This is a genomic window from Pseudobutyrivibrio xylanivorans, assembly GCF_008935055.1.
GTDB lineage: Bacteria > Bacillota > Clostridia > Lachnospirales > Lachnospiraceae > Pseudobutyrivibrio > Pseudobutyrivibrio xylanivorans_A.
In genome coordinates this window covers 1,985,379-2,004,025 of sequence record NZ_CP043028.1, presented here as the reverse complement: position 1 = coordinate 2,004,025, position 18,647 = coordinate 1,985,379, and the positions used below count along the sequence as shown (strand labels likewise).

General features: G+C 32.4%; 17 protein-coding genes. 15 read left to right on the top strand and 2 right to left on the bottom strand.

Annotation, left to right across the window (positions count from 1 at the left end):
- Window positions 1-3: 3 nt before the first annotated feature.
- The 6 genes from FXF36_RS09115 (at window position 4) to FXF36_RS09090 (ending at window position 6,073) form a co-directional block, all read left to right on the top strand.
- A complete protein-coding gene (locus FXF36_RS09115) occupies window positions 4-813 on the top strand; it encodes a hypothetical protein (RefSeq protein WP_151623458.1) in 810 nt (269 codons plus the stop codon).
- 64 nt (window positions 814-877) lie between these two features.
- Complete coding sequence (locus tag FXF36_RS09110) at window positions 878-1,600, top strand: hypothetical protein (RefSeq protein WP_151623457.1); 723 nt, start codon at window positions 878-880, stop codon at window positions 1,598-1,600.
- A 295-nt stretch (window positions 1,601-1,895) separates the two neighbouring features.
- Window positions 1,896-2,696 carry a peptide arginase family protein gene (locus tag FXF36_RS09105; RefSeq protein ID WP_151623456.1) on the top strand — a complete coding sequence of 267 codons (801 nt, stop codon included), beginning with the start codon at window positions 1,896-1,898 and terminating at the stop codon, window positions 2,694-2,696.
- Window positions 2,697-3,379: 683 nt separating this feature from the next.
- Window positions 3,380-3,616: a type II toxin-antitoxin system HipA family toxin gene (locus FXF36_RS09100; protein WP_167511344.1), complete on the top strand. Its 237-nt coding sequence runs from the start codon at window positions 3,380-3,382 to the stop codon at window positions 3,614-3,616.
- A 288-nt stretch (window positions 3,617-3,904) separates the two neighbouring features.
- On the top strand, window positions 3,905-5,008 hold the full coding sequence (wecB, locus tag FXF36_RS09095) for a non-hydrolyzing UDP-N-acetylglucosamine 2-epimerase (RefSeq protein WP_151623454.1): 1,104 nt from the start codon (window positions 3,905-3,907) through the stop codon (window positions 5,006-5,008).
- 30 nt (window positions 5,009-5,038) lie between these two features.
- Window positions 5,039-6,073 carry a YncE family protein gene (locus FXF36_RS09090; RefSeq protein WP_151623453.1) on the top strand — a complete coding sequence of 345 codons (1,035 nt, stop codon included), beginning with the start codon at window positions 5,039-5,041 and terminating at the stop codon, window positions 6,071-6,073.
- A gap of 136 nt (window positions 6,074-6,209) precedes the next feature.
- On the opposite strand, the gene FXF36_RS16315 is transcribed toward FXF36_RS09090, so the two are convergent.
- Together FXF36_RS16315 and FXF36_RS09085 are read right to left on the bottom strand one after the other, a co-directional pair.
- On the bottom strand, window positions 6,210-6,353 hold the full coding sequence (locus FXF36_RS16315; RefSeq protein ID WP_155829907.1) for a hypothetical protein: 144 nt from the start codon (window positions 6,351-6,353) through the stop codon (window positions 6,210-6,212).
- The gene (locus FXF36_RS09085) at window positions 6,354-7,799 is read right to left on the bottom strand and encodes a DDE-type integrase/transposase/recombinase (protein ID WP_151622149.1); all 1,446 of its coding nucleotides are present in this window, start codon (window positions 7,797-7,799) and stop codon (window positions 6,354-6,356) included.
- Window positions 7,800-7,960: 161 nt separating this feature from the next.
- On the opposite strand from FXF36_RS09085, the gene FXF36_RS09080 reads away from it, so the two are divergent.
- Genes FXF36_RS09080 through FXF36_RS09040 form a run of 9 tightly spaced genes read left to right on the top strand, consistent with a single transcriptional unit; the run spans window position 7,961 to window position 18,639 of the window.
- Window positions 7,961-9,283 carry a hypothetical protein gene (locus FXF36_RS09080; protein ID WP_151623452.1) on the top strand — a complete coding sequence of 441 codons (1,323 nt, stop codon included), beginning with the start codon at window positions 7,961-7,963 and terminating at the stop codon, window positions 9,281-9,283.
- A gap of 13 nt (window positions 9,284-9,296) precedes the next feature.
- Window positions 9,297-10,523, top strand: a complete 1,227-nt coding sequence (locus FXF36_RS09075) for a radical SAM protein (RefSeq protein ID WP_151623451.1) — start codon at window positions 9,297-9,299, stop codon at window positions 10,521-10,523.
- Window positions 10,524-10,530: 7 nt separating this feature from the next.
- Window positions 10,531-11,097, top strand: a complete 567-nt coding sequence (locus FXF36_RS09070; protein WP_151623450.1) for a hypothetical protein — start codon at window positions 10,531-10,533, stop codon at window positions 11,095-11,097.
- Window positions 11,081-11,317, top strand: a complete 237-nt coding sequence (locus tag FXF36_RS09065; RefSeq protein WP_151623449.1) for a hypothetical protein — start codon at window positions 11,081-11,083, stop codon at window positions 11,315-11,317. Before FXF36_RS09070 ends, FXF36_RS09065 begins: the two co-directional genes overlap by 17 nt.
- Window positions 11,307-12,494, top strand: coding sequence for a class I SAM-dependent methyltransferase (locus FXF36_RS09060; protein WP_151623448.1), 1,188 nt, complete (start codon window positions 11,307-11,309; stop codon window positions 12,492-12,494). Before FXF36_RS09065 ends, FXF36_RS09060 begins: the two co-directional genes overlap by 11 nt.
- Before the next feature lie 49 nt (window positions 12,495-12,543).
- Window positions 12,544-14,337 carry a methyltransferase domain-containing protein gene (locus tag FXF36_RS09055; RefSeq protein WP_151623447.1) on the top strand — a complete coding sequence of 598 codons (1,794 nt, stop codon included), beginning with the start codon at window positions 12,544-12,546 and terminating at the stop codon, window positions 14,335-14,337.
- A 17-nt stretch (window positions 14,338-14,354) separates the two neighbouring features.
- Window positions 14,355-15,452 (top strand): glycosyltransferase family 2 protein, encoded by a 1,098-nt coding sequence (locus FXF36_RS09050; RefSeq protein WP_151623446.1) that lies wholly within the window; start codon window positions 14,355-14,357, stop codon window positions 15,450-15,452.
- A 14-nt stretch (window positions 15,453-15,466) separates the two neighbouring features.
- Window positions 15,467-16,972 carry a glycosyltransferase family 2 protein gene (locus FXF36_RS09045; protein ID WP_167511343.1) on the top strand — a complete coding sequence of 502 codons (1,506 nt, stop codon included), beginning with the start codon at window positions 15,467-15,469 and terminating at the stop codon, window positions 16,970-16,972.
- A complete protein-coding gene (locus FXF36_RS09040) occupies window positions 16,957-18,639 on the top strand; it encodes a class I SAM-dependent methyltransferase (protein WP_151623444.1) in 1,683 nt (560 codons plus the stop codon). Before FXF36_RS09045 ends, FXF36_RS09040 begins: the two co-directional genes overlap by 16 nt.
- Window positions 18,640-18,647: the final 8 nt, after the last annotated feature.

Here is an 18,647-nt window from a genome sequence, read left to right as displayed (position 1 = left end):
TATATGGCTGAATTATTTGAAAATCAATTGAAGGATTTTAGCCGTCAGTCATCAAAAGGTAATCAGCTCAAGTGGGAAAACGATGGTATATGGTATAAGGCTGATTATACAGGATACGAAGGATTGGCTGAATTTATAGTAAGTCAGCTGTTAAAAAAGTCTTCATTAAGTGATGAGGAGTATATTACATATGAGTTAGAAAAAATACAGTATAAAAGAAGTGTTTATAATGGGGTACGTAGTGACAACTTTATTAAGAACGGAGAACAGCTAATTACACTTGAGAGATTATATAAATTAAAAAAGGGGACTAGTCTTTTACAAGCTGTTTGGCATTTTCCAGAAGTAGAAGATAGATTAGATTTCTTTGTAAATGAGGTTGTTAAATTAACGGGCCTAGAGGACTTTGGAATATACCTAAGCAAGATGCTGACAATTGATGCATTCTTTTTGAACGAGGACAGACATATGCATAATATTGCTGTCCTAATGAAAGATGATTCATCATACAGACTTTGTCCAATATTTGATAACGGAGCATCGCTGCTATCAGATACAAAAATGGATTATCCTTTGAATGGGGATGTATTTGAAATGGTGGACGAGGTTAAGGCTAAGACAGTATGCTCTGATTTTGATGAACAACTTGATGCAGTGGAAAAGAAATTCGGTTACAACATCAAATTTAGTTTTACAAAGAAGGATGTGGATGCTTTACTAGCGCAGGCAGATATGTATCCCGAAGAGGTAATAGAAAGAGTAAGGATAATAATTTACCAGAGGATACGGAAGTATGGGTATTTGTTTGGGTAAAGAAATTGAATACTTAGGCACTGTATAAATCTTAGTAATGCAATAATAAGAGGTATGAAAAATTATGGATATAGGAATAAGACCAGATTTGAAAAATCAATATGATGGATATTTATTAATTAAGTTTTTTAGTGAAAAAAAGTATTTAGACGAATTTTTAAAAGGGACATTGTTTTTTAATAGAAGTGATTATTATGTGTGGTCAGATGAAAAAGGAAGAGGTGATGGAAATGAAGGAATGCAATTTATAGCGCTGGATAATAATGAGTCTAGACTATCGATAGGTGTCAGATGTGGTGATGGATTATCTGTAAAAGAAATGAACACTATTACAGGATATTCGCCTAGTATTAACAGAAAGAGAAAAATAGCATGTTTTAGTGCTATATATGTTAATTTAAAGACGAAAACTATAGCATATCCAGATGATAGAATGATAGCGGAATTTGGCGAATATGCGGTTTTGATAGTAAATAGAGAAAAATTTTATGAATGTGTTGAAAAAGCATTAAGTAAGGAAAAAGATATACAGAACGCGAAAATAGGTTTTGTGGATTATATAGAGGACGATGAGATTAAAAATGGAATACAATGGGATGTATTTAAAAAGCGGGAAAGATACTCATATCAAAATGAGTTACGTATAACTTTTACAGATGATAATAATGAGACAAGAAAAATAGATATCGGTGAAGCTATTATAGCTGATGCAATGATAATACCAATTAAAGCAAGCAAATTAAAAAGTATGAAGTTTGAAAACGATGAAATATGGTTTGATGACTAAGTATTTTAGCTATAGAACTATAGAGTAAAAATTCGTGTATGCTGTATTTACTTGTTCTGATTTAGAGGATTTTTAGATGGAAATGGGAGAAAAGGAATTAGAGTTCACAATATTTGTTATACATGCTTTAGCAGATGTTGATTGTCAAGTAAATTTGACCAGCTTTTTCGTATAGTTCTGACCCACCAGAGATGATTTCGCTGGATGGTGTAAATGATACTATTTAAATGTCCTATTTAAAGCGAAAAACCGTGACTAAAGTATATAAGTTTATATACAATATGCGAGGCGATATATGAAAATTTTAGATTTGGATATGGATTATTTCATGGAAAAAGTAGCACATACACCATTAAAGAATTCAAAACGATTAGATGATGAGTATTATGTAAAATCAGTATGGACTGAAAAAAGAGTTCGTGATTTTTTGGAAAAGAATCTGGGCTTGTCTAAAGAAAACAAAATAAAAGGAAGAATTGTTAAGGGGCATGATGAGGCTTTATATTTTTGGGAAGAATTGATTAAAAATGACCAATTGGTTGATCCATTTGAGGTAGTACATGTGGATTCTCATGCAGATCTTGGATTGGGATGTTTTTCGGATGATTTTATACAGGAAAAACTAATTATGATGCCAGTAGAAAAACGTCGTAAAACAAGAACATATGAGTTTAATGGAAAAATAGAGAGAATAAACATTGGTGACTATTTACTATGGGCAATTGCCTATAGAATGATATCTAGGCTTACTTATTGTGCAAATCCTAATGATGATAAAAATGATTATAGTTGGGACATAATGAAAGATTTTCATGAAGAGTTAATTTTCGACAAAAAAGTCACTAATATCATTCAGCTTAAGTGTAACAGTAAAATGGAAATGCCAAATTACAACTCAGAAGATTCTTATAAGAAAAAATATCTTGAAGGAGCGATAAAAGAACCAGAGGTCGAGTTCATAATTATTCCAACTATAGAGGACGTTAGCTACAAAGGCGATTTTGATTTTGCTGTATTGGCTCAGTCGCCTAATTACACCCCAGCAAATGCGGATTATATCATGGATATTTTTAGAGAATATATAATTGAAATATAGTATGTAAATGTTAATAAATGAAAAAATTGCTTAAGGTGAGCATATAAGCAAGTGAAAGATTTTATTTGATAAATAAGTGCTAGAAGATAACATCAGAATCTTGTAACATAATTTATTGATTTTTTCCATGGTATTATTGATCCTCGTTAAACAAAAGGACTTGAGAAAAGGTAATATTGTGACAATTCTGCGATATAACATCTATTTGATTAAATATAGCTATCGCAAAAGCTATATTTAATACATAATTATAGCTTTGTGGCGTAAGTAACTCAGTAACACCAAAAGCTAGGGGAGAACTACAACTGAATGTTTGGTGGGGAGTGAAAAGAAATAGTGGTCTATAAAAGGGCTTCGCACCAGGTGGTGCGAGGCCTTTTTTACTTAAGAACAACATATTTAAGAATAAAATATATTTAGTAAAGTAAATATCTTTTTATTAACAATAGAAGCCACCGGGTTAATAGCAAAATAATCATTTGGTCTTTAAATATAGAAGAATCTGCACGGGGGGGTAATCCACATTCAGATATGCACTTGGATAGGGATATTTATTGGAAGATACTTCGCAGCCTGCTGACGCTGGTTGATACATGGAATTTGTCGTTTGCACATGAAAAAGATGACGATTGGCACCAGCCTATGATTTGGTCGCCACAAGAGTGTATAGAACCACATCTGATATGTCGTTTTATATTGGTGGAGAACTGGACATTACAAAGATTAATCGGAATAACTTTGAACAAGCCGCTTCTGAAATCGGCTTATCAAGAAATCTAGTATTAAAAAATTTTGATGATATAGCAAGCAAACTGGAAAAAGCGATGACAGATGCAGCAGAGAGCTTAGCTGAAAAAGGGTTTGAAAATACATTATCGTTAAAAGATGAGATATTGAAGAGTGGCGGATATGGGGTCTAAGGATAGAAGTGTGACAATTCTGTGATATAACACCTAATTAATTGAATATAGCTAACGCAAAAGCTATAATTAGTACATAATTATAGCTTTGTGGAATAAGTAACTCTAAGAAACCAAAAGCTAGAGCAATAATTTAACTTAATGCTTGGTGGGGAGTGAAAGAAATAGTGGTTTATAGAAGGGCTTCGCACCGGGTGGTGCGAGGCCCTTTTTATATTTATGCTATGAGATAGGTTAAAAGATGCTAAATATAGAAATATGTGTCTGAAATAATGGAGCGCTGAAAAGATGAAAAAAGTAATGGTTGTATTTGGGACAAGACCAGAAGCTATAAAAATGTGCCCTGTAATAATTGAATTAAAAAAGGTTAAGTCCATAAACACAATCGTTACAGTTACAGGACAGCATCGTGAAATGCTAAACCAGGTATTAGAGATATTCGGAGTAACCCCTGATTATGATTTGGAAATAATGGAAAATGGGCAAACATTATTTGATATTACAGAAAAAGTAATGGGGGGCATGCGTAGCATACTAAAAAAAGAAATGCCTGATCTTGTGATGGTTCATGGTGATACGACCACATCTTTTGCAGCGGCTTTATCGGCATTCTATATGAATATAAAAATAGCGCATGTTGAAGCAGGGCTAAGAACGTATGATACAACGTCACCTTATCCAGAAGAGTTCAATCGTCATGCAGTAGGAATAATAGCTGATTATAACTTCGCACCAACAGAAAGGGCTAAACAAAACTTAATTAATGAAGGCAGAAAAGAGGATACTATTTGGGTGACAGGAAATACAGTTATTGATGCCCTGAAGACTACAGTTCAAAAAGATTATGTTCACCCGGAATTAGAATGGTGTAAAGGATATCGACTGGTTCTTATAACTGCTCATCGTAGAGAGAATCTTGGCGAGCCAATGAGGGATATTTTTAAAGGAATAAAAAGAGTTTTAGATGAACATGACGATGTAAGAGCAATATATCCAGTTCATTTAAATCCAAAGGTTAAAAAGATTAGTAAAGAAGTATTTGGTAACGATAAGAGAATTCATTTAATTGAACCACTCGATGTTATAGAGTTTCATAATTTAATGAATGCTGCTTATATAATACTGACAGATTCTGGTGGGATACAAGAAGAAGCTCCAAGTCTTGGAAAACCTGTCTTAGTTCTTAGGGCAATCACAGAAAGACCGGAAGGTGTAGAGGCTGGAACAGTAAAACTTATTGGAACCAGAGAAGAGCAAGTATACAGAGACTTTAAGCTATTGCTTGATGATGAAAAAGAGTATCAAAAAATGTCGAAGGCTATTAATCCTTATGGTGATGGTCATGCGTCGGAGAGAATAGCTAAGATAGTTTTGGATTATTTTAAATACTAATACTAGAATTTTAAAAATGGGGAATAACATATGAGTAAGAATATGTGGTGTTCTGATTTTTGTGTGGAAAATAATGATATCTGGATGGTACATGGAGCCATGAACAGTTTGATTCACTATGATATTATTTCAAAAAAAACTGACGTACTGGCTGTTATTCCGGGCGAGCCATTAATTAAAGATTTTTTATTCATAAGACTATTCAAGTATTTAGGATTCTTGTATCTAATACCTTGTAATGCAAGTTCCATATATATATATGATATTGAAAAAAAAGAATTAGTCTATAAATATAAGCTAAGTGAGAACAAATTTGAAGAAAGATTGTTTTCTGATGCCTGTATTATAGGTAAAAAAATTTATTGTGTACCAAATACAACTGGAAAGGATATAGTTTGCATTAATCTTGTTGAGCCATTTAATATTAGTAGAATTGAATTTGATTGTGGAGCATATAATAAAATGATAATCAATCATTGTGTTGGCGACGATAGGTTCATTTACGCTGTGTGCCCGTCAAGTAATAATATAATGATGATTGATGTAAAAGAAAAAATTACTGATAAGCTAGAGGTTAGCAGACTCACTGGCATAAGTGGAATCGCAATAAATGAGGGAAAACTATTTCTTAGTTCAGCTATGGACAAAAAAATAGTAATAATTAATAAAGATAACAAAAAGATTGTACGTGAACAGATTTTAGAACCTGTTTCTGGCGCGATAACGGCTTTAGACGGAAATAAACTTTGGGTAGACTCTGGAGATATAGTAGCTTATATATTGGATATACAAACAGGAGAGATAGTAAAAATAAACAAATTATTTGGTGAGGAAATGGAGAAAGTGGCATATTACATCTCAGGGCCGGCTTATTTCAATGGTGGTAATTTAGTGTATTTTGATAGGTGTATATCAGCGATTACAGTTTTTAACGGGGCTGATTGGAAAATATATCCGGTAGAAATAGATATTACATTTAATAGAGAAGATTTTTTGAACAATCATGAAATAATTCTTGAAAACAATTGTTTCAAAATAAAAAAATGGATTGATCTGATTAACTAAGAGTTTGATAGTGTCAAATGATCTATGAAAAAACTGGGTCAAAAAAATAGGCTCAGATTGAACCTTGAAAATGTAGATATGTAGGTTGTGGTAACCTGACGCCACCCTTGACAGCACAAAAAATAACTGCTGTAGGTTAATCACCGACGGCGAAGAACTCAAGAACAATTAGATTTTCTCCGTCGATTTCAGCAGTGTAGCAGTTATTTTTTGTGCCATCAAGGGCAAGCCGCTGAAGCGGTGGCTGGGTTATTACCTCAGGCTCAGAATCTAAGAACAATCAGCTGGCTGCCTGAAGTTCCATGATTTTTTGCTGACCAAAGTAAATCATGAGCTGCCACTTGGCAGGCATGTTCTCAGCTTTGGATAGTATGTCATCAACTACTGGTGGTTTGAAGTCATTGAACTTATGAGGCCTCAGGAAGTTATAGTAGGCAACCCACAAAGTCAGATCATAGTTAGCGCCATCGTAGTTATCAAACCCATTAGTGATTCGATAAGATGCCTTATAGGTGCGGTTAAGACGCTCAATCATCTGTTTAAAAGGGCGGTATTCTTTGGACACTTCATCGTTGTTCTGGAGACCGATGACCTGTGTGATCTCAAACTTGAATCTGTCACCGAACTGCCTAAAGAACTGTTGGGCTGCAAGCGGATACGCACTATACCCATCAGCGATAAACTTGAAATTTTTGGGAAGCTCAGACATACCTTTGAATGCCATTCTCATTGCAAGGATGCATGGACCTACGCCACGGTTGTCAGATACCTGATAACCGATGATGGCTCTGGTAGCAGCATTCAGAATAAGCCAGACATAACCTTTGATGCCGCGCACCTTTATGTACGTTTCATCCGCAGCAAAGACATTGCCTTTCTCATAAGGGTAATTGTCAACAAAAGGTTTTATACAGATGGCAGCTGTCTTACAGTAGTTAGCAACCTGCTGATGAGATATAGATATCCCATACAAATCAGATAATGCCTGTCTTGTTTTTCTCAAAGACAGTCCGAGATTGACATGGAACGTAAGGCACAGGGACATGATGTGGGCGTTGTGCTTGCTGAATTTAAGTGAGGATGCATTCTTTGGAAGAGAGTTCAGATCCATCTTAAAAAAATCTATCGAGAATTCGCGATAGATGTAGTGAAGCTTGTATTTATACTTGCCATTCTCTTCGGATAGATCCTCTTTATCGACTTTTTTAAGGTTGCTGAGATAGTAAGGACATTTGGGATTAACACACTTATGGATGGCGAAGTGCTTACGGTCTTTTATACGTACAAGAGTATGCTGGCAGTGAGGACATTTTAAAGATAACTGTTTATCAAAGCGATTGTCCTCAGGCGTAAAAGTAGTCTGGCAGATCTTACACATGAGCTGTCCAGCTTTACCATTGTTCTTGTAGAGATATGGCTGTGGTGCATGACATGATGGACAAGAACATTCCTCCGGGATATCGCATTCTGAACGTCTTTTGATTGGTTTAACGGGTTTGCCATAGCGCTGAGTATAGTAGTTGTTAAGGTCCTTCCAGTCCCAGTCCTGATGATAATAGACAATCTTAGGAAGTTCATCCACTTTGAACTTTTGATATTTGGGAGAATGTGAGTCATCGAAAGCCCACTGTTTGAGCGGTATATATCTGCAGATGAAGTTAATAAGCCAGCAATTCTGTTGATAGAGTTGGTGGATGATTTCAAGTAAATAAAGTATAATGTTCATGAGCATTGAGTCCTTTTCGGAGATGTTGATTTGGTCGTTGACATTATACCAAAAAGGGAGGTCAATGCTCTTTTTATTTTGAACTCCCGATAAATCAAGGTTTTAGAACTAAAAATGGGTAGTGAATTTGACACTACCAAGAGTTTATAGAGAGGAAAAATATGTCAAATCCTTCAGTATATTTATTGGGCGAAACTAAGATAAATAATAGTATAGTCAGGATAGAGGACAATTTAGGTGAGGCTATTCACGTCCATATAGGCGCGCTAAGGCTATCAATGACAGTGGCCGAGTTTATGTTAATGTCGGAACAGTTTCAGCTAGCAGCAGAAGAATTACTAAAATTAGAAGGATTATCATTAGGCATGTTCGATGTAAATTCTTTTGATTGGGATTGGATCCATAGATATGAAGAAATAGAAAAGATAGAGTTTTGTAATATAAAAATTGGAGATTTATTGACGGTAACGGAGTCTAAAAAGTTTCCAGATATACAGGAGATAGTAAAAGTTTCTAGAGGAAGGCAGTACGAAGCATTATGTGGTAATTATGAATTTTTAAGACATTATAAAGAAAAGAATAAATATAAGGTAACAAATGAAGAGAGATTGGATTCAATATTGAAGACAATAAAAAATAAAGGGTATCCGTATGATAATAAGTATATATTAGTTAACCAGTATAATCAGATATATGACGGAGACCATAGGGCAGCATGTCTGCTCTTATTACGTGGTGAAGATGCAGTGATTCCGGTAATAAAAATGTGGATGAAGAATGATAAAACAATTGAAGAACAAGAGGCGTCATTAAAAAAAAGAATCGAAGATCGAATTTTGTTGGAAAAGAACAAAAAGAATCCAATAAGAATGTGGCCGGAGGAATTAAATGTCTTAAATTACGATTTTGAAACATTTAGTCATATATTATTGGATAAAGGCTATAAATACTATCATATCGATTATCCAATTAGTGGTGGAGAAACAATAGTAGCAGATAAACTAGTTGTTATAGAAGAGGGACGTATTATAGATTTTTGCAAAGAGCTTGGAGTGTCATATTACGGTAAAAGTGTTTATCGATACTATACTTTTCTTTATTCGATGCAAAGAGTTGTATATATAGAGTTAAATGACATAAAGATTGTAGTAGCCGACTGTATTTGCATTAAAAGTAAATTTCAGAATTCATTAATGCCTTTAGACAAAGTAGTGCAGAAGTATGCTTGGGAGACTAGCGCTGAAAACAGATGTGATTCAAGGGTAAAACAATTATTCATAATATGTGATGCTATGCTTAACAGTGAAGGGTTTTCGGAAAAAGCAATTAAAGTGTTGGAAGATAATAATTTATATACAGATGGTGTATTTGAAAAGCTTTTAGAAACAGTTTTTTTTAAATATACAAACAATTTAGTTGAAGCTTTAAAAAAAGGAGATTATGAGAAAGCCTATAAAGAATATATGACTTATATAGATTATTAATTATGGAGGAAGTATGGTTGTTATATTTGGAGCGGGTAAAAAAGGTGAGGAATTAGTAAATAAATATTATAAGGAAAAAGATGTTGTATTTTATGATAATGATAGGCGGAAATGGAACCATTATGTAAATGATATACAGGTGGTTACATTGAACAAGCTACAGGAATTAGTCAGTAAAAAGGAAAATAAGTTCGTTATTTCAGTAAAAAATGATTCGATGTTAGCTTTTGTTAAAGAATTAGATATAAAAGGCGAGACATACTTGTATGAAAATAATGAATTACAGCCAATTGATTTGAGTGAAATATTATTTAATTATGATAATGCACTCATAGTCGGAGAAACTAATCTAGAGAAATATAAAACAAGGATGAATGAGTTTAAAGAACAGGGGAAAATAAAGGCGTATGAACATGCAAAAGAATTCATTGAGTTCAAAAAGAATAATATATGTACTCCAGATATCTCGTCTATAGAACTAACGAATAATTGTAATTTAAAATGTCCCAATTGCCCTAATTCAGTTTTATCCTTCCATAAAGGATATATAAGTGATGATGTATTTGAAGAAGCGCTAAAGTATATACCTCCATATAAAGATGACACCATAGCAGTACATTGTATGGGAGAACCTCTATTACATCCAAAGTTATTATGTTATTTAGAGAGGTTAGCGGAAATAGGGGCAAATATATGTATTTCAACAAACGGTTTACTTTTAGATAATAAAGTTGGGAAGGAATTGTTGGAATGTCTATCTAAAGTAGATAAATCGATTATATATATTTCATTTCATACTAAAGAATCAGTTCAAAAGTGGTTTCAATTCTTAGAATTATTTAATAGTTTTCAGAGAAAAAATGGAATAGTATTCTATGGACAAGTATTAGAGCATAATATTGAAGACGCATACGAATGGCTTAAAGAATTGGGAATTAATAATCCTAAAACGCATCCTTATATAAGACATATTACATCACATTCTTGGGGAGGAAATGTAGAAAGTAGAAGAACAGAATATTCTGAAATTGAGGTTAATAATAGGATTAGAAATTGTTATTATTTGCGAAAAAGAAAAATTGCAGTGATGTGGGACGGTTCATTACGAGGGTGCTGTTTTGATAGTAACGCTACACAAAAATGTGGAAATATTTTTAATTTTAGTGAATCAACAATCAATCCGCATGGATATGAATTGTGTAAATATTGTGATCCGGATTGGATAACAGGTTATCAATAAAAAGCATATGTGGGATACAGTTAATCAATTTATCGAAGAATTAAATAAAATTGAATATGTAATATTAAGGGGACCTTTTCGCATAGATGGAATACATGAAGGTGAAGATTTAGATATATTGTGCAGAGACGAAAAAGTCATAGCAAAGAAAATTAATCTTTCGCCGCTTAATAATAATACTCGTTGCTTTAATTATTTTACTGTTATTAATCATAAAAGAATCTTAATAGATGTTCGTGTAATAGGTGATGGATATTATGATAATAAATGGGCAAACACTATGCTTATGGAGCGTAAACTAAAAAATGGGTTGTATAGATTAGATGAATTAAATTATAAATATGCGACATTATATCATTGTCTAATGCACAAAAAATATGATAATTGCAAGAAATATAAAGAATTTATTATAAGTGAGTTTGGTACCTTTGATGAAAAGACCAATTTAACCCAGTTGGTGGAATATTTAAAAAAAAATAATTACGTCGTTACAGAACCTATAGATAAGGGGGTTTTTATCAATAAAGAAAATCAGATATATATACAGGAGAAGATATATGGGGGAAAAAATTAGGGATATTGGTGAGTTTAATATTTCTGGAGAAAGGATTCAAATTGAGTTAAATGATGGGTATTCTAAACAACACTCGAAGTATGATATTCATATACAAAGCAATAGTGTTCAGTATAATTTAACAAATAGTGATTTTATTAAACTTGCTGCAACCATTATCAATGCTCGTGAACATTTAATTGCACTTAAAAAGATGGGTGAGGAAGATAATGAAAGATAATATAACCGGATATACAGAGTATGTCGATAAATGGTTAAGTGGAATAGAAGATGAAATTGAGTTTTGGGATAATTATATGAGAACTGAAGGAGGGGTGTCTTTCTATGGTTTTAATGAGACTATTTCTCCCCAAAAAAAATTTACTTTAGAAAATGATATTCCAGAGAATCTATGTGGAAAAGAAATTAAATTTATAGATGTGGGGAGCGGGCCATTTTCAAGATGTGGATTAGTATCAGAAAAAGCCAAATTAAAGGCTACCTATGTGGATCCTCTTGCAGAAGTATACGAATATTTGAAGAGAGCTAATGAAATAGATAACGGAATAACTGTAGAAACATGCTTTGTAGAATTATTAGATAAAAAATATACTGCAAATTCATTTGATATTGTGCATATGAGTAATTCCTTAGATCATTGTTTTTCAGCAATTGATGGAATTTATCAGCTTCTATATATATGTAAAGTAGGCGGAAAGGTTATATTAAGACATCATGAAAATGAAGCTGAGAACGAACATTATAGGGGATTACATCAATGGAATTTATCTCTAAATAACAATGAAAAAACTTTTTTAATATGGAGAAAAGACATAAAAATTGATGTTTGTAAATTACTTGAAGATTATGTGGACTTTGAACTGTATCCAAACCAGAGAGAGAATAATGGTTATTGGGTATTTAATAAGGTTGTAATGAAAAAAAAGAGAGAGATAAATATTGGAAAAAATAATTATAGCGAAGAACTTTTATTTAGGATTTATCATTACTTTATAAAAATAATGATAGAGAAACAGAAGAATGGAAAAGATAATACTTATGAATTACAAATGAATCCATTAATTGCAAGTATACGAGATACATACCATAGTTGCGCTAATAAAAAGATTAAGACAAGTATAAAAAATGCCGCTGTATATGGAATGGGCTATGTTGGAAGAAATGTATGTTTTCTTTTAGAATCAATAGGAATTGAAGTGCCGATAAAAATGGATACAAGAGGGGTTGGATGTGGTTGTATTTATGCTCGTCCGATGGAAGAGGTTGATGATTTTGAAGATATAGATATTGCAGTAGTGACAGCGGGTGGAGAAGACGTTTATAAAAAATTGATTGAAAAAGGATTTAAGAAAGTAACTTTGATAGAAGATTTCTTGCAATATTTAAACGAGCTGTAGAAGTGTACAAATCAAGTGGTGTTATCAAGAAACAATTGAGGAAGATTGTATGGGTTATGTATTGTTTGGAGCTGGGGTTTGTGGACAGGAAGCGATTAAGTTTCTAGGAAAAGAAAATATTGAATGCTTTTTGGATAACAATCCATCCTGTAATGATATCGAAGGGATTCCTGTTTATAGATTTGATGATGCAAAGAATAATTATTACGGAAGGCAGATTGTTATAAGTGTAAAAGAAAAGTATTTTGATGTAATCAAAGATCAGCTATTAAATAATGGGTTTGATTATACTTCATATGAAAAACTTCGTTTTGAGATTATTCGAGAAAAGCTTTTAAACAGGCCGGATTACATTTCAATCTATAAGAAAACAATTAATTGGATTAAGAACAATTCCATCTTTAATCAGGGGATAAGAGTTACCTCTGATTGTCTTGTGAGTTACCCAGAAGTGACGGGATATTATATTCCTACATTGTTAAGATGGGGATATAGAGAGTTAGCAATTTCATATGCTAATTGGTTAATATCAATACAGAAAGAAGACGGCTCTTGGTATGATGCGTATGATAAAAATCCATATATTTTTGACACCGCTCAAATATTAAAGGGTTTAATTGCTATACGTGAGATTATTCCTAGTGTAGATAGAAACATTATACGTGGATGTGAATGGATATTATCATGTATGACTAATGAAGGACGTCTTGTAACGCCTTCAAAAGAAGCATGGGGTGATGATAAAAACATTTGCGATGAAGTAATACATATTTATTGTATTTCACCAATAATAGAGGCAGGACGAGTTTTAAATAGACCAGAGTTTATTGAGAAAGCTAATGAAATATGGGGCTTTTATAGGAAGAATTATTACGATAAAATAATGAACTTTAGTTTATTGTCACATTTTTATGCGTATCTAATGGAAGCACTATTTGATATTGGTGAAATTGATATGTGCGAGCAGGCAATGAATAGTATTTCTAAATTTCAGAAAGAATCAGGCGCTATACCTGCGCTTAATAATGTAGATTGGGTGTGTTCGACTGGCGTATTTCAGTTGGCTTTAGTTTGGTTTAAATTAGGGAAGATAGAAAATGGTGATAAAGCGTTTGAATACGCTTGTAAACTCCAAAATGAAAGTGGAGGCTGGTTTGGAAGTTATTTATCTGAGAACAATTTAGATGAAAAAAATTCCTATTTTCCTTCAAGAGAAATAAGTTGGGCATGTAAATATTTTTTAGATGCTTTATATTATAAAAATTTTGCTGAGTTTAATATGGATAGTGATACGTTTATAGATGAAATTTCAAAGAATGACGATAGATATAAAAATGTGTTAGAAGCAGTAAAATCGATAGGAAAGGGTAAAGCGAAAGTATTAGATATAGGTTGTGGGAAAGGACGTTATCTAAAAAGAATCATAGAAGATTTACCACTTAATAATTACTATGCTGTTGATATATCCCCTTATGTAATGAAATATATAAATGATGAGAGGATAGAATGTAAACAGGGAACTCTAACAAATATACAATTTCCAGATGATTATTTTGATTGTGTATATACTTGTGAAGCTTTAGAGCATTCTATTGATATAGATAGTGCCATTCGAGAGATGAGTAGGGTGACAAGAGCTGGTGGATTAATAGTAGTTGTTGATAAAAATAAGAAAAAGCTAGGACAATTGGACATTGGTGAATGGGAGCAATGGTTTGATATAAATGAGTTAAGAAGCATAATGGAAAAATATTGCTCTGAGGTTAAAGTTAACAATGATATTAGTTACGAAAATAAAAAGGCAGACGGTTTGTTTGTAGCTTGGATTGGTACAGTAAAGTGATATGAGTGGAGGATAATATGCCGAGAGTATCAATTGTATTACCAACATATAATGGCTCAAAATTTATTGGTGATTCAATAAAAAGTATAATCGCGCAATCCTTTAAAGATTGGGAATTAATTATTGTCAATGATAGTTCAACTGATGAAACAGGCAAGATAATCGAGATATTTGCTAATAAAGATAATAGAATTCATATAGTCAATAATGAAACAAACCTAAAGATACCCATATCACTTAATAAGGGATTTAGAATAGCAACAGGCGAATATTTAACCTGGACATCCGATGATAATATCTATCATATTGATGCTCTTGAGAAAATGTATACTTTCCTAGAAAACAATAAAACTGAAATGATGGTCTGCGCAAAGATGAAATTTATTTCTGAAACGGGGGCACTTCAAGGAGAAAGTAGACTCTACCAAAATGAAAATATGCTGGTAAATAATGCTGTAGGAGCATGTTTTTTATATAGGCGTGAAATTCTCAAAGAAGTGGGAGAATACGATAAGGAAATGTTTTTGGTGGAGGATTATGACTATTGGTTGCGAGTGTATTTTAGATACGGAAGTATAGGCTATATAAATGATGTTTTATATGATTATCGTATGCATAGTAATAGTTTGTCAAAAACAAGATATTATGATGTGCAGAAAAGCAATGCTCAAATGAAACTAAAATACCTTGATAAGATACTTGAATTATTGGGCGATAAACCGGAAAAGTTATGCAGAATATATTTTCATATATTGCATTTCAGTGAAATGTCTGAGGAGAATAAAAGAATACTAAAAGAGAAAATAGATGTATTAAAAATGGTAGAGGAAAAAGAATTTACTGAAAAGAGCGTGGTATACGGGGCAGGCAAAATAGGTAAATTATATTATGAAAGTCATTCGCAAAATGTACAGTTTTTCGCCGATAGAGATATAAATAAAGTAGATAATTATTATTGTGGAATAAAAGTGATTTCACTTGAAAAAATGGTAAAACTGTCGGATGAGTACAATATTGTGATTGCTGTGGGAATAGAAAAAGTATATGAAGTATTGGAAACTCTAAAGGAATATAAAATAAAAAAATGTATTGTTTATACAGATGCATGGTGGTAAGAGGAGGTCTATTTATGGCGGGAGGTATTTCTTCTATAGGTGAAAAAAATCTTTCCACATTGTTACTTAGATTCCTTCAATGCAATAGAAGCGATATTATATATGCAAATGATGAAGTTGAATTTATAAAAGATAAATATTTAAAAACAAGGGTGAAGAATCTTTCTAAAGCACAACCTGCGAATGCTGTTGTATATTTGAATAAAATGGTGGGGGATAAGACTGAGTTAAATCATATTATAGAATTATTGAAAGAAAACAATATTATTTTGACAATAGATAATAGTGTAGAAGCTAGCGGTTATTGTCTTTCAGAATTAGACAAGGATATAAAAGTTAATTTTTATGGGCCGTGTTTTAGTTTTTGTTATCGCAAGGTACCTGATGAATTTAAAGTGCTGGCCATAATACATGTTTATAATGAGGAGGATGTAATAGAACAGACGACAATGTATCTTTTGTCACAGGGCATAGATGTATATCTTATAGACAACTGGTCGACTGATGGAACGTATGAAATTATAAAAAAATTAGTTAATAATTTTCCTCAAAGGGTTTTTGGAAGAAGGTATCCTGAAAATGAAAGAAAAGATTATTATGATTGGTATAATCAACTGATGCTTTCTGAAAATATAAGCAAAAAACTAAATTATAATTGGTATATTCATTATGACGCTGATGAATACAGAGTTGCTCCGTGGAAAGGTGTGACGTTAAAAGAGGCGATATATTATATTGATTCTTTGGGATATAACCTGATAGAAAACACCGTGATAGATTTTAAGGTGACAAAGCGTGATGATAGCTCTATTTTTATGAAAGATACTTGGTTTGATTTCGGTCATAGAAAAGCTCATTTTGAACAGACAAAAACATGGAAGAAATGTGAGAATATTGATTTAAAACAATCAGGTGGGCATTTAGCGAAAATTGATGATCCGAAAGTCTTTCCGTTGAAAATATTAAATAGGCACTATCCACTACGATCATATGAGCATGCCAATAAAAAGATTTTTAATGATAGAAAACCAAGATATATGGTTGAAAATAAAACAAGGGGATGGCATGGGCATTATAACAATATATTAAATGGCAACGATATCATCGTACCTCAGCAAGGTCTTATAAAGTGGACAGAAAAGACATTTGATGAATTATATATTCAATTGTTTACTGGATGTGGTATTGAGGTTGAAACAGAGAATTTAAGAGATAGCATATATAAATTGCAAGAGAAGATAGATAAAGGATGTCTAGTATCTATTTATGGTGCAGGAAAAATAGGAAAACTTATATATGATGAATTGAGTTCAGAATATACAATTGAGCACTGGGTGGATAAAAACTATAAACGAATACAACCAATGTTTGGAAGATGCATAGAGTCACCTAGTGAAATAATTAATTCTGAAAGTAGAGTTATTATAGCCATAGAAGATGAGAGTATAGCAAAATCTGTAGAAGAGAATTTAATCAATATGGGTGTAGATTATAGGAGAATGCTATGGGAAAAATGGTAAATTCAGTTGGAGGTGTTCTTATAGATTATGAATTCTATCCTGGAGAGGATCTGTATTCAGATGGGAGCATTGAGAATACGATTTATGATGCCATAGTCATGAATGAGGAGAGTAAGATTCTACATAGTAGCAACGAGTGGGCTGTTTTATATCATTTATCAGATATAAGAGAGAATATAATTGAATGGTGTAATATAGATAGAAATAGTAAAGTGCTTGAAATTGGATCGGGATGTGGGGCAGTAACAAGTGTTTTATCTAATAAAGCAAAGTCAGTGGATTGTGTAGAATTATCTCAGAGAAGGACACTTATTAATGCGGAAAGAAATAAGAATAAGAACAATATAAAGATATACTTAGGTAATTTTCAAGATGTGGAGAAGAAGCTAGGTCAATATGATGTTATTACATTGATTGGAGTATTGGAGTATGCAGGCCTTTATATTCATGGAAAACACCCTTACACGAATCTACTTAGAATTGTGAAAAAGCATTTATCAAATAAGGGGAAAATAATAATTGCAATTGAAAACAAGATTGGGCTGAAATATTTGAATGGAGCACCTGAAGACCATATGGGGCAACCATATGTTGGAATAAATGATTATGTGGGATGTCATGATGTTAGAACATTCTCTGGAAATGAGCTTAGGGAAATGCTAAAAGAAGTGGGGCTTTTAAAATGCAATTTTTACTATCCAGTTCCTGATTATAAGCTGCCTATGAAGATATATTCTCAGGATATATTACCGAAACCAGGAGATATACGGACATATAAAACCAATTATTCTAAGACGCGTATATATAATTTTATGGAGGATGTGGCAAATGATCAGATTTCTTCGGATGGAATGTTTGAATATATGTCTAATTCATTTTTAATAATAGCGGGGAAAGAATTTGAAGAAGATGTCTTATTTGCTAAGTATAATAGAGAAAGAAAATGTGAGTATCGTATTTCGACAAAGATAACAAATACGGAAGATGGTGTTAGAGTTGTTAAATCGGCACTAACAGAGGAGGCTTTTTCTCATATAAAAAGAATAAAAGAGAATGAAGAAAACTGGGTTCCTGCGAATAATATGTTAAAAAAAGGTTGTGGATTCATTAAAGAAGGGAAGTATTATTCGGGCTATATCAAAGGTAAAACACTTGTTGAAATATTATATAAGTATCGAAATGATTCAGATGAATTTATAAAAAGTGTTGATGAATTGATAAATAAATATTATCAACCTGATAAGGATAATTTAATTCAATTTGAAAAGACGACAAGCTTTACAGAAGTATTTGGTGACATTTATGTCGAGAATTCAATGAGTTACAGAATAACTAATATAGATTTACTTTTCTCAAACATTATCATAGACGATACAGGTAATGCATATGCGATAGATTTTGAGTGGGTATTTGATTTTCCAATACCATATCGTTTCGTTTCTTGGCGAGCATGTAAGGAATTATACTGTGTATATATGGCATATTATAAGAATTTCTTATCAATTGACGAATACTATGCAAAACTCGGATTTAAAGATTTTGAAGTCATTGCTTTTAAACAAATGGAAAAAAACTTTGGTGATTATGTATGCGGTTTTAACAGAAATGAGGAGTATTTACATAACTATGTGAAACCTTTTATTACACCTAAAATGATTATTGGATAGATCTAATA